Genomic DNA, 12851 nt, shown 5'->3' on the forward strand with positions numbered 1-12851 from the left:
GGTGTTCAGTCTCATGCCGACCCCATTCGATTGATCGCGTCGCTTGCGGCACGCTGCGACGCAAGGAGGTTTGCGACCTGGTTTAGCAGCCGTGTCCGCTGCATGTCTGTTACCTATCTCCCCGACCGCTCATTGGACCAACTCCAGAGATTGGGCTCTATCGCTCAGCCAATACGAAACCGGCATTGGCTGATGCCACAACCGAGACTAACACAAATGGCTCGGTACCTGTATTTCGCGCCCCGTGCACTTGGCCCGGTCTTGCCACGGCTATCTCACCTTCCCTGAGGGCACGAACAATCCCATTGCCCTGAAAGTAATCAGCCATTCCCGACAAAACAGTCCACGTGTCTTGGCCGTGAGGATGAATGTGAGCCGCAATTTCCTGCCCGGGATGGACATGCCAAACCACGATAATTGAGTCTCGGGTTTCAAGCACAACGGAACGAATAGGCTCGCCTTCGGACGGCTGAACATACTCGGCTACAGAAAATATTCTCGATTCAACAGTCATCGGAGATCCCTCTTTCACAGTGCACCCAGACAGGCTGGATATGAGTTCTAACTCGAATTTGAACGGGAGGCTGGTCGTGCGGTCGTGCAGTTGCCGATGAGCGTGTCGGCTGCTGCCTCCTTGCCCACCAGCGAACTCACGTCCGTTGCGGCCATCCAGAAGGTCTTGCCCGAGCGCGGCTCATAGGTCGCGGGATCGAACACGCCAGAGGGGCCGAACATCGGCGGCTTGATTGGTCATGGCTCCATGCCTTTGTCGTTACGGTCTTCATCGTCGGCATCCTGACGCACGGCGGGCAATTGCTGGAGCAACGCCGGCAGCCATTCCTGTACCGTCTCCCACACCACATCGAGGTTGATGTCGAAATAGCCGTGAGCCATGCGATTACGCATATTGCGCATGCTGCGCCACGGCACGTCGGCATGCGCCTGGGTGAACTCGACGTAGCCATCCATCACCTTTGTGGCCGCCTCGCCGATGACGATCAGGCTCATGATGACGGCCTGCTGGGTGCGCTTGTCGGCCAAGAAGTCGTCCTTGGCCATCCCTTCCACGAAGCTGCGCGCATCGGTTGCGGCCTGCTGAATGTGGTCGAGGTAATCGGGCAGGCGGTTCTCGCTCATATCGGTTGCGCCTCCGCGAGCACCTTGGCCCGGAACTTCGGCGGCAGGTCGCCGGGAGTCAGCAGATCGACGTCAACGCCGAGCAGCGATTTCAGTTCTTCTTCCAAATCGCCCAAGTCCAACAACGTGGCACCGGGCAGCGCATCGACCAACAGGTCGAGGTCGCTGCCATCCCGGTCGGTGCCATGCAGCACCGAGCCGAAGACGCGCGGGTTCGCGGCGCGAAAGCGGCCTACCGCTTCACGCACTGCGCTTCGCTTCATGTCAAGCACAACAGACGGTCGCATGCGCATCCTTTCTTATCGAAACTCGTTGAGATGATATGCAATCAAGAATAGAATTTCAAGAACTATTTTCGAGAATCGCAATGCCTTGATTCCCGTGCCGCGCCGGTTGCCTTGGCGGGCTTGTCACAAACCTACGTTTTCAAGAAGAAGGAAACCGCATGCCCCGCCGTTCGATCCTCTCCGCCGCCGAGCGCGAAAGCCTGCTGGCGTTGCCGGACACCAAGGATGAGTTGATCCGTCACTACACGTTCAGCGAAAGCGACCTCTCCATCATCCGGCAGCGGCGCGGCCCGGCCAATCGGCTGGGCTTCGCGGTGCAGCTCTGCTACCTGCGCTTTCCCGGCGTCATCCTTGGCGCTGATGAGCCACCGTTCCCGCCATTGCTGAGACTGGTCGCCAACCAGCTCAAGGTCGGCATCGAAAGCTGGGACGAGTACGGGCAGCGTGAGCAGACCCGACGCGAGCACCTGGTCGAGCTGCAAACGGTGTTCGGCTTCCAGCCGTTCACGATTGGCCACTACCGGCAGGCTGTCCAGTTGCTGACCGAGCTGGCCATGCAAACCGACAAGGGCATCGTGCTGGCCAGAGCCTTGATCGAGCACCTGCGGCGGCAGTCGGTCATTGTGCCCGCCCTCAACGCCGTCGAGCGGGCGAGCGCCGAAGCGATTACCCGCGCCAACCGGCGTCTCTACGACGCCTTGGCTGAGCCGCTGACGGACGTGCATCGCCGTCGCCTCGACGATCTGCTCAAGCGCCGCGACAACGGCAAGACGACGTGGCTGGCCTGGCTGCGGCAATCCCCGGTCAAACCGAACTCGCGGCACATGCTGGAACACATCGAACGCCTCAAGGCGTGGCAGGCGCTCGACCTGCCCTCCGGCATCGAGCGGCTGGTTCACCAGAACCGGCTGCTCAAGATCGCCCGCGAGGGCGGCCAGATGACGCCCGCCGACCTGGCGAAGTTCGAGCCGCAGCGGCGTTACGCGACCCTGGTGGCGCTCGCCATCGAGGGCATGGCCACCGTCACCGACGAAATCATCGACCTGCATGACCGCATCCTGGGCAAGCTGTTCAATGCCGCCAAGAACAAGCATCAGCAGCAGTTCCAGGCATCCGGCAAGGCGATCAATGCCAAGGTGCGGCTGTTCGGGCGCATCGGCCAGGCGCTGATCGAGGCCAAGCAAGCGGGCCGCGATCCGTTCGCCGCCATCGAGGCCGTCATGTCCTGGGATGCTTTCGCCGAGAGCGTCACCGAAGCGCAGCGGCTCGCGCAACCCGAGGACTTCGATTTCCTGCACCGCATCGGCGAGAGCTACGCCACGCTGCGCCGCTACGCGCCGGAATTTCTCGACGTGCTCAAGTTGCGGGCCGCGCCCGCCGCCAAGGACGTACTCGACGCCATCGAGGTGCTGCGCAGCATGAACAGCGACAACGCCCGCAAGGTGCCCACCGACGCGCCGACCGAGTTCATCAAGCCGCGCTGGCAGAAGCTGGTGATGACCGACACCGGCATCGACCGGCGCTACTACGAACTGTGCGCGCTGTCGGAGCTGAAGAACGCGCTGCGCTCCGGCGACATCTGGGTGCAAGGCTCGCGCCAGTTCAAGGACTTCGAGGACTACCTGGTGCCGCCCGCGAAATTCGCCAGCCTCAAGCAGGCCAGCGAATTGCCGCTGGCCGTGGCCACCGATTGCGACCAGTACCTGCATGACCGGCTGACGCTGCTGGAAACGCAGCTCGCCACCGTCAACCGCATGGCGCTGGCCAACGAGCTGCCGGACGCCATCATCACGGAGTCGGGCCTGAAGATCACGCCGCTCGATGCGGCGGTGCCCGATACCGCACAGGCCCTGATCGACCAGACGGCGATGATCCTACCGCACGTCAAGATCACCGAATTGCTGCTGGAGGTAGACGAATGGACGGGCTTCACCCGGCACTTCGCCCACCTGAAGTCAGGCGACCTGGCCAAGGACAAAAACCTGTTGCTGACCACGATCCTCGCCGACGCGATCAACCTGGGCCTGACCAAGATGGCGGAATCGTGCCCCGGCACGACCTACGCCAAGCTGGCCTGGCTGCAAGCCTGGCACATCCGCGACGAAACCTACGGGGCGGCACTGGCCGAGCTGGTCAACGCGCAGTTCCGACATCCCTTCGCCGGGCATTGGGGCGACGGCACCACGTCATCGTCGGACGGCCAGAACTTCCGCACCGGCAGCAAGGCCGAGAGCACCGGCCACATCAATCCGAAATACGGCAGCAGCCCAGGGCGGACGTTCTACACCCATATCTCCGACCAGTACGCGCCGTTCCACACCAAGGTCGTGAACGTCGGCGTGCGCGACTCGACCTACGTGCTCGACGGCCTGCTGTATCACGAATCCGACCTGCGGATCGAGGAGCACTACACCGACACGGCAGGGTTCACGGACCACGTCTTCGCGTTGATGCACCTGCTGGGCTTCCGCTTCGCCCCGCGCATTCGTGACCTGGGCGACACCAAGCTCTACATCCCGAAGGGCGATGCCACCTACGAGGCGTTGAAACCGATGATCGGCGGCACGCTCAACATCAAGCACGTCCGCGCCCATTGGGATGAAATCCTGCGGATGGCCACCTCGATCAAGCAGGGCACGGCGACGGCCTCGCTGATGCTCAGGAAGCTTGGCAGCTACCCGCGCCAGAACGGCCTGGCCGTCGCCCTGCGTGAGCTGGGACGCATCGAGCGCACACTGTTCATCCTGGACTGGCTGCAAAGCGTCGAGCTGCGCCGCCGCGTGCATGCCGGGCTGAACAAAGGCGAGGCGCGCAACGCGCTGGCCCGCGCCGTGTTCTTCAACCGCCTGGGGGAAATCCGCGACCGCAGCTTCGAGCAGCAGCGCTACCGGGCCAGCGGCCTCAACCTGGTGACGGCGGCCATCGTGCTATGGAACACGGTCTATCTGGAGCGGGCCGCGAACGCCTTGCGTGGCCACGGTCAAGCCGTCGATGACGGCCTGTTGCAGTACCTGTCGCCGCTCGGCTGGGAGCACATCAACCTGACCGGCGATTACCTCTGGCGCAGCAGCGCCAAGATCGGCGCGGGCAAGTTCAGGCCGCTACGGCCGCTGCAACCGGCTTAGCGTGCTTTATTTTCCGTTTTCTGAGACGACCCCACTAACATTGCGCGGAGACGCGCTGCGGGCAGACCGTCTGCTGGAACTGTCTCAGTTGTCGGTCACGCCTGCCCCGGAGGCGCCGACGCTGTTTACCATTGCGGGCATCCGTTTGAAGAGCGGCGATCGGGTGGCGATCGTCGGGCGCAACGGTTGCGGTAAATCGTCGCTGTTAAAACTGATCTGGCAACATTATCAGACCGAACAGGAATCAGATTCGCTGCGCCTCCACCCTCGCGTGACGCTGGGCTACTACGATCAAACGCTGCATCAATTACCGGATGACGCGTCGCTGTTTGACGCCCTGGAACCGTTCGCCCCGCAGCCGGATATCCGTAAAATGGCGCTAATTAGCGCGGGATTCCCGTGGATACGCCACGCGCAATCGGTCAGTACGTTAAGCGGTGGCGAGCGCTCTCGTCTGCTGTTTGTCGGTCTGTCGCTGGCGCGCTATAGCCTGCTGATGCTGGATGAACCGACCAACCATCTGGATATGGAAGGTAAAGAGGCGCTGGCACAGACCCTGCAAACCTTTGAAGGCGGCGTGCTGCTGGTCAGTCACGATCGGCAACTCATCAGCCAGAGCTGTAATCGGTTTTGGTTTGTTGACGACGGCGAGCTCAGCGAATGGCACGATGTCGACGCCATCAATGCCCGTATCCGACAGTCCGCAACAGAACACTTACCAGCGGTGTTGGAGGATAATGCTTCACTGGTCGCGGAGCTGGTTGATGAGGAGCAACTGCTGGAAAAACTGGTCGTACTCGAACAGCGTCTGGCTGAGGAACTGGCGCGAAAACCGAGACACCAGAAACCGCAGTTGCAGGCTCAGTGGCGTAAAGAGATAGACGACATCACCGCGCGTCTTTAACCCTCAATGCCCGGCAACGTGAGGTTTGCCGGGCAATTTGCGTGGCGCTTTCCAGTATTCATCCCCTCTCCTTTTCTCTTTGTTCATTTCGCCACACAATCGCACACGCGATGGCGAAAATTGTTGCGCCGAACGGAACACAATGCTAATGTTCCTCATGAAGGAACGAGGTGAAAAGGATGATCATGAATTTCAGGCACAAGGGATTACGCGACCTGTTTCTTCACGGTAAAACGTCAGGCGTGCTGGCAAAGCACGTCAAACGTTTGCGACACCGCCTCGCCGTGATTGACGCCGCAGGCTGCGTGAACGATATCAACATGCCCGGTTATCGGCTGCATCCTCTGAGCGGCGATCGTGATGGCGTCTGGTCAATATCGGTTTCAGGCAACTGGCGTATGACGTTCGAATTTGTCAATGGCGATGCGTATATTCTGGATTACGAGGATTATCACTGATGAAAATGGCGAATCATCCCCGCCCAGGGGATATCATTCAGGAAGCGCTGGACGAACTGAACGTCAGTTTGCGTGAATTTGCCAGAGCAATGGAGATTGCGCCCTCAACCGCCAGCCGGTTACTCACGGGCAAAGCGGCACTCACCCCGGAAATGGCGATCAAACTCTCGGTGGTGATCGGCAGCTCCCCGGAGATGTGGCTAAATCTGCAAAATACCTGGAGTCTGGCACAAGCGCAAAAAAGCGTGGACGTGTCCCGTCTGCGCCGTCTGGCGGTGTAGTAATCGCGTTGACAGCCGGACGGGTAAACCCCGTCCGGCAAAATCGCTTATTGCTGTGGTTTTTTCGCTTTCCAGGCGTCCCATGCCTGTTTGATTTCCTGCTTTGCGGTCGCCGCGTCGTTAAAGCCGTTCAGCTCCACTTTCTTGCGTCCTTCCGGTAATTCTTTGTAGACGCGGAAGAACGATTCCAGGCGCTGAACTTCGATTTTCGGCAGGTCGGCCAGTTCCTTGATATTGTCATACGTAGGATCAATTTTGCTGGCGGGAACCGCCACAATTTTGTCATCCTTCTCGCCGCCATCAATCATTTTCAGTACGCCAATCGCACGCAGTTTGATCAGCGTACCCGGAGCCATCGGCGCGCGGGTATAGAAAATCACATCCAGTGGATCGCCATCACCTGCCAGCGACTGGGTCAGCGAACCGTAGTTTGCCGGATAGGCCACCGGCATCGACTGAAAGCGGTCTGCAACGATAAAGCCGGTATTGGCGTCGGTTTCATATTTAATGATCCCGCCTGCCGGGATTTCCGTCACGGCGTAAAATTCTTCCGGATTGTTCTCCGGCTGTGGGAATTCGAGAATGTTCTGCGCCTGAACTGACGCGGAAAAAAGTACGCTCACAGCGAGCAATTTTTTGACCAGATGCATTGTTGGTTAACTCTTCGGTTATTTGTGAAGACAACACGTTACGTTTAGCCGATGACAGGATCATGACGTTTTTATGACAAAAAAAAGGCGCTACCTGCGTAGCGCCTTCATCTGCTGAAAAAGGAATTAGTTTAGCCCTTCTTCACTCTCTTTTTTCGCTTCTGCTTTCTCGATATCACGGTACCAGCGCGGGTGGTGCTTCTTCGCCCAGCGGCGACTCACCTTCCCTTCAACCATCCCTTTAATCGATCCTTTCACCCAGAATGCCATGTACATATGAATGAGGATGGCGTGGATCAAAATGATCCCTGCCGCTGCGTGGATCAGCAGGCTGTAACGCACCACCTGCATCGGGAAATACTGCGCGAAATACGGACGCCAGATAATCACGCCGGTCACCAGCAGCACAAAAATCATGCTCATGATCGACCAGAACATCATCTTCTGTCCGGCGTTATATTTGCCGACATCCGCCACTTTGTGTTCGTTGCCTTTCAGCACTTCGACAATGTTTTTCAGCCACGGTATGTCTTTCTTGTCCGGGATGTTGTGGTGAACGAAGCGGACAAACATGAACATCAGCGCGATAAAGATCGCCACGCCAAAGAACGGGTGCAAAATGCGTCCCATCTGCGGCGTACCGAAGGTTTGCGTCAGCCATTGCAGCGTCGGGAAGAAAAATGAAATCCCCGACAGCGCGACCAGGAAGAAGCAAATCACCACCGTCCAGTGACAGGCGCGATCAATGAACTTCGTGCGCACAATCATTTTCGATTTACTCATGATGGTCCTCCTCGTCATCGTCCACTTCTTTGTTCGGACCTATACCGATGTAGTGATAGATCAGCCCGGCAAAGGTGGCGATAAATCCGGCGGCCGCCAGTGGCTTCAGCGCCCCTTTCCACAGATTGATAGAGGTGTCGACTTTCGGCTCGTTCGGTAAACCGTGGTAGAGCTCCGGCTGATCCGCGTGATGCAGGACATACATCACATGCGTACCGCCAACGCCCTGAGGGTTATAGACACCAGCATGTTCGTAGCCGCGCGCTTTTAGCTTCGCGACGCGCTGCTCGCCCATTTCCAGCATCTCTTGTTTGGTGCCGAAATGAATCGCCCCGGTCGGACAGGTTTTGACACAGGCCGGTTCCTGACCCACGCTGACGCGATCGACGCAGAGTGTACATTTATAGACGCGGTTGTCCTCTTTATTAAGGCGCGGAATATTAAACGGACACCCGGCGATGCAGTAGCCGCAGCCAATGCAGTGCTCGGACTGAAAATCGACAATCCCGTTGGCATACTGGATGATTGCACCTGCAGACGGGCAGGCCTTCAGGCAGCCCGGATCTTCACAGTGCATGCAGCCGTCTTTACGAATCAGCCATTCCAGTTTGCCGTTCTGTTCGGTTTCGCTAAAACGCATCACCGTCCAGGACTTGGCGCTGAGATCGGCGGGGTTGTCGTACACCCCGACACAATGTCCTACCTCGTCACGGATATCGTTCCACTCAGAGCAGGCCACCTGGCAGGCTTTGCAGCCCACACAGGAGGAGACGTCAATGAGCTTGGCGACCTCGGCTTTGTAATCACGCGCCTGCGGTGGCGGCGTAATCGTGTTTGTTGCGGACCGTTTGATGATGTCCTGCGTTTCCAAAGACATATGCTCGCCCCCCTTACGCCTTCTCGATGTTAACTAAAAACGCTTTGTACTCCGGCGTTTGCGAGTTTGAGTCACCGACGTTTGGCGTCAGGGTGTTGGCGATATAGCCTTTACGCGCCACCCCTTCAAAGCCCCAGTGCAGCGGGATCCCGACGGTTTCAACCTCCTGACCGTTGACGTGCAGCGTACGCAGACGACGTGTCACCACCGCAACCGCACGAATGAATCCGCGCTTGCTGCTTACCTTCACGTAGTCACCGTTGCCAATGCCTTTGGCGGCGGCCAGCGTTTCGCTGATCTCCACAAACTGTTCCGGCTGCGCGATAGCGTTCAACAGCGCGTGCTTGGTCCAGGTGTGGAAGTGTTCGGTCAGACGATAGGTCGTTCCGACATACGGGAACGCGTCCTTCTTCCCTAAGCGCAAGACGTCATCTTCATAGATGCGCACGACCGGACTGGACACCACGTTCGGATGCAGCGGGTTAGTACCCAGCGGCGTTTCCATTGGTTCGTAGTGTTCAGGGAACGGGCCTTCCGCCAGTTTATCAAGGGCAAACAAGCGCCCCAGTCCTTCGGGCTGCATGATAAACGGGCCGGTTGCGCTGCCCGGAGGCGCGGTGTTGAAGTCCGGGATATCGTTACCCGTCCATTTCGCCCCGTCCCACTGGATCAGCATGCGTTTCGCATCCCACGGCTTACCGTTGATATCCGCTGAAGCGCGGTTATACAGCACGCGACGGTTCAGCGGCCATGCCCATGCCCAACCCAACGTGTTGCCCAGCCCTGATGGGTCGGCATTATCGCGGTTGGCCATCTGGTTGCCCTTCTCCGTCCAGCTACCGGTGTAGATCCAGCAGGAAGACGAGGTCGTACCATCATCACGCAGTTGCGCGAAGCTGGTGAGCAGTTGCCCTTTCTTCGCAATCAGCACGCCGTTGGCGTCATAGAGATCGGCTAACGCGTAGCCGTTGTTCTCTTTCGCCACTTCTTCTGACTCTGGGTGATCCGGCTGTTTGTAGTCCCAGCGCATTTTCAGCAGCGGTTCCACACCTTTACCGCCTTCTGTGCGATACATTTCGCGCAGACGATGGAAAAGCCCGGCCAGAATTTCACCGTCGTTACGCGCTTCACCCGGTGCATCCTGACCTTTCCAGTGCCACTGTAGCCAACGCCCGGAGTTGGCAATGGAGCCATCTTCTTCAGCAAAACAGGTGGATGGCAGGCGGAACACTTCCGTCTGAATGGACGCCGGATCGACATCGTTCGACTCGCCGTGGTTCTGCCAGAAGGTTGAGGTTTCAGTCACCAGCGGATCGATCACCACCATGTACTTCAGCTTGCTCAGGCTGCGAACCACTTTGTTTTTGTCCGGGAAGGACGCAACCGGGTTGAAGCCCTGACAGATGTAGCCGGTGACTTTCCCGCTATCCATCATGTTGAAGTATTTAATGACGTCGTAGGCCTGATCCCATTTCGGCAACCAGTCAAAGCCCCAGTCATTCTCTTTCTGCGCATCATCGCCGTAGAACGCTTTCATCAGGCTGACGGCAAACTTCGGATAGTTGCTCCAGTAGTTCACCTGATCCGCCAGCGTGGCTTTCGGCGTGTTGGCGTTCAGCCAGGTCTGCCAGTCGCTCTGCTTTTCCGACGGCAGCGTCAGATAGCCAGGCAAACTGGTGGAAAGCAGTCCGAGGTCAGTCAGCCCCTGAATATTGGAGTGACCACGCAGGGCGTTCACGCCGCCGCCGGCCATCCCCATGTTGCCGAGCAACAGTTGGATCATCGCCATCGTGCGGATGTTCTGCGCCCCGACCGTATGTTGGGTCCAGCCCAGCGCATACAGGAACGTGGTTGTACGATCCGCCGCACTGGTGGAGGCCAGCACGTCACACACTTTCAGGAAGTCAGCCTTCGGCGTCCCGCAGATGTTCTCGACGACGTCCGGCGTATAGCGGGAAACGTGCTGTTTCAGCAAATTCCATACACAGCGCGGATGCGACAGAGTGTCATCGCGTTTGGCATAGCCGTTTTCATCGAACTGGTAGTTCCAGGACGACTTATCGTACTGCCGCTTTTTCGCGTCATAACCGCTGAATAAACCGTCATCAAAGGTAAAATCATCCCGCACCAGCAGGCTGGCGTTGGTGTAATGCCTGACGTATTCGGCGTTAATTTTGTTATTTTCAATCAGATACCGCAGCACACCGGACAGGAACGTAATGTCCGTGCCGGAGCGAATCGGCGCATAAATATCCGCAACCGAGGCGGTACGGGTAAAACGGGGATCGACAACAATCAGCGTGGCGTCATTGTTGTTCTTCGCTTCCATCGCCCAGCGGAAACCCACTGGATGGGCTTCAGCGGCGTTACCGCCCATCACCATCACGACGTTGGCGTTTTTGATATCAACCCAGTGGTTGGTCATCGCACCGCGACCAAATGTTGGAGCAAGACTTGCTACCGTTGGTCCGTGTCAGACGCGCGCCTGGTTGTCTACTGCCAGCATGCCGAGTGAGCGCACAAATTTTTGCGTCAGCATGCCGGTTTCATTACTGGCGGCGGAGGCGCAGAGCATCCCCGTGGAAAGCCAGCGGTTTACCGTTACGCCCTGTTCATTTTTCTCGATAAAGTTGGCGTCGCGGTCGGCTTTCATCAGTTTTGCAATGCGGGTCAGTGCTTCATCCCAGCTAATGCGTTGCCATTTGTCGGAGCCGGGTGCACGGTATTCCGGGTAGCGCAGACGGTTTTCGCTATGAATGTAATCCAGCAGACCGGCGCCCTTCGGACACAATGCGCCACGGCTGACCGGATGATCCGGATCCCCTTCGATATGATAAAGCGCTTCTTTGGCGTTTTTTGCTCCATCTCCCAGGCTATACATTAATAGCCCGCAACCTACGGAACAGTATGTGCAGGTGTTTCGGATCTCTTTCGCGCGCAACAGTTTATAATTTCGCGATTGAGCCAGTGCCATTTTGGGCGTAAATCCCAGCGCAGCAACCGTTGTTCCAGCCATACCGCCCGCGCAGATTTTAAAAAACTTTCTGCGGCTGACGTTCATTGCTTTCCCTCTTTTTCCAGAGTTGTCATGTCGCCGAGGAAACTAACAGCAATACCCATATTTTTTTTGAGTCAAATCAATAACGAAACGGTTCCGCTACTAAATAGCCCCAATTGTCGGTTTTATATACCACTAAGGTGGTAACCCCTCTTCGGATTCACCTGGATAATTTCGCTAAAAAAGTGCTATATATTTCGACTTCTTTTTAGATAAGGCATGGGAAACGGCAAACGGAATGACGAAACAAAAAGCAACGCTGATTGGACTTATAGCCATTGTGCTGTGGAGCACCATGGTAGGTCTGATTCGCGGCGTCAGTGAAGGACTTGGGCCAGTCGGCGGTGCGGCGGCAATTTATTCATTAAGTGGACTGTTACTGATATTTACCGTGGGATTTCCCACTATCCGTCGTTTTCCTGTTGGTTATTTAATCGCCGGTAGCGTGCTGTTTGTCAGTTATGAAATATGTCTGGCGTTATCGTTGGGCTATGCCGCCACACGTCATCAGGCGATTGAGGTCGGTATGGTTAATTATTTATGGCCAAGTCTGACTATTTTATTCGCGATTCTGTTTAATGGTCAAAAAACCAGCTGGATAATCGTTCCTGGATTACTGCTCGCGATAACCGGTATTTGTTGGGTGCTGGGGGGCGAAAATGGTCTGAATCCAGGGGAAATTATCAGCAATATCACCAGCAGTCCATTGAGCTATTTTCTCGCCTTTCTTGGGGCATTTATCTGGGCGACCTACTGTACCGTAACCAATAAATATGCGCGTGGATTTAATGGCATCACGGTTTTTGTTTTACTGACCGCACTCAGTTTGTGGGTCCACTATTTTCTGACGCCGCAACCTGAAATGGTGTTCAGTACACCGGTGGTGATAAAACTGGTCTCTGCCGCCCTGACATTGGGCTTTGCCTATGCGGCCTGGAACGTGGGAATTTTGCACGGGAATGTCACCATCATGGCGGTTGGTTCGTATTTCACTCCGGTGCTGTCATCTGCGCTGGCAGCCGTGCTGCTGAGCGCCCCGCTATCGTTCTCTTTCTGGCAGGGAGCCATTATGGTCTGCATCGGTTCTCTGCTCTGCTGGTGGGCCACACGCCGCGCATAACACTCTACCGGGTTGGTACGCTTTCTGGCCCGGACTTCACCTTCGCACGACAAATTGTCACTCGTTTATTTTTAGGATATTCATCTTTTGTTAGAAAATTCTTATTTGATTTTTCTGACCACTCAACCATAACTGTATTAATCAATGGAATCGGATTTATTTATTTCATCT

The 12851-nt window shown here is 56.9% G+C and carries 11 protein-coding genes and 1 pseudogene; 5 read left to right on the top strand and 7 right to left on the bottom strand.

All coding sequences use genetic code 11. The features are described from left to right. Positions 1-157: 157 nt before the first annotated feature. From OGW13_RS04115 to OGW13_RS04125, 3 genes are all read right to left on the bottom strand, one after another. Entirely contained in the window at positions 158-514 is a 357-nt protein-coding gene (locus OGW13_RS04115; protein WP_000215515.1) for a cupin domain-containing protein, read from the bottom strand. Positions 515-750: 236 nt separating this feature from the next. Beyond that, positions 751-1137, bottom strand: a complete 387-nt coding sequence (locus OGW13_RS04120; protein WP_003100872.1) for a HepT-like ribonuclease domain-containing protein — start codon at positions 1135-1137, stop codon at positions 751-753. After that, positions 1134-1400: a nucleotidyltransferase family protein gene (locus OGW13_RS04125; RefSeq protein ID WP_016487057.1), complete on the bottom strand. Its 267-nt coding sequence runs from the start codon at positions 1398-1400 to the stop codon at positions 1134-1136. Before OGW13_RS04125 ends, OGW13_RS04120 begins: the two co-directional genes overlap by 4 nt. Before the next feature lie 182 nt (positions 1401-1582). On the opposite strand from OGW13_RS04125, the gene OGW13_RS04130 reads away from it, so the two are divergent. The 4 genes and pseudogenes from OGW13_RS04130 to OGW13_RS04145 all read left to right on the top strand — a co-directional run bounded on the left by OGW13_RS04130 (position 1583) and on the right by OGW13_RS04145 (position 6192). Next, complete coding sequence (locus OGW13_RS04130) at positions 1583-4549, top strand: Tn3-like element ISPa38 family transposase (RefSeq protein WP_015065644.1); 2967 nt, start codon at positions 1583-1585, stop codon at positions 4547-4549. Between the two features lie 34 nt (positions 4550-4583). Continuing rightward, positions 4584-5453: pseudogene (locus OGW13_RS04135) on the top strand (ATP-binding cassette domain-containing protein); the annotation flags it as partial. Positions 5454-5632: 179 nt separating this feature from the next. Continuing rightward, positions 5633-5911: a type II toxin-antitoxin system RelE/ParE family toxin gene (locus OGW13_RS04140; RefSeq protein ID WP_043000694.1), complete on the top strand. Its 279-nt coding sequence runs from the start codon at positions 5633-5635 to the stop codon at positions 5909-5911. Next, complete coding sequence (locus OGW13_RS04145) at positions 5911-6192, top strand: HigA family addiction module antitoxin (RefSeq protein WP_287115736.1); 282 nt, start codon at positions 5911-5913, stop codon at positions 6190-6192. The genes OGW13_RS04140 and OGW13_RS04145 overlap by 1 nt, the downstream gene beginning before the upstream one ends. 47 nt (positions 6193-6239) lie before the next feature. Here OGW13_RS04145 and OGW13_RS04150 read toward each other — a convergent pair whose 3' ends face one another. The 4 genes from OGW13_RS04150 to fdnG form a co-directional block, all read right to left on the bottom strand. Next, positions 6240-6842 (bottom strand): inorganic diphosphatase, encoded by a 603-nt coding sequence (locus OGW13_RS04150; protein ID WP_142765134.1) that lies wholly within the window; start codon positions 6840-6842, stop codon positions 6240-6242. A 126-nt stretch (positions 6843-6968) separates the two neighbouring features. Beyond that, positions 6969-7625 (bottom strand): formate dehydrogenase-N subunit gamma, encoded by a 657-nt coding sequence (gene fdnI, locus OGW13_RS04155; protein WP_043000691.1) that lies wholly within the window; start codon positions 7623-7625, stop codon positions 6969-6971. Next, positions 7618-8502, bottom strand: coding sequence for a formate dehydrogenase subunit beta (gene fdxH, locus OGW13_RS04160; protein WP_043000690.1), 885 nt, complete (start codon positions 8500-8502; stop codon positions 7618-7620). The genes fdnI and fdxH overlap by 8 nt, the downstream gene beginning before the upstream one ends. Before the next feature lie 13 nt (positions 8503-8515). Next, positions 8516-11563 carry a formate dehydrogenase-N subunit alpha gene (fdnG, locus tag OGW13_RS04165; RefSeq protein ID WP_090050117.1) on the bottom strand — a complete coding sequence of 1016 codons (3048 nt, stop codon included), beginning with the start codon at positions 11561-11563 and terminating at the stop codon, positions 8516-8518. A gap of 235 nt (positions 11564-11798) precedes the next feature. On the opposite strand from fdnG, the gene yddG reads away from it, so the two are divergent. Beyond that, a complete protein-coding gene (gene yddG / locus OGW13_RS04170; RefSeq protein WP_044257934.1) occupies positions 11799-12680 on the top strand; it encodes an aromatic amino acid efflux DMT transporter YddG in 882 nt (293 codons plus the stop codon). The last annotated feature ends 171 nt before the right edge of the window (positions 12681-12851 follow it).

It is taken from the genome of Citrobacter sp. Ca225, from assembly GCF_030337175.1.
GTDB lineage: Bacteria > Pseudomonadota > Gammaproteobacteria > Enterobacterales > Enterobacteriaceae > Citrobacter_A > Citrobacter_A amalonaticus.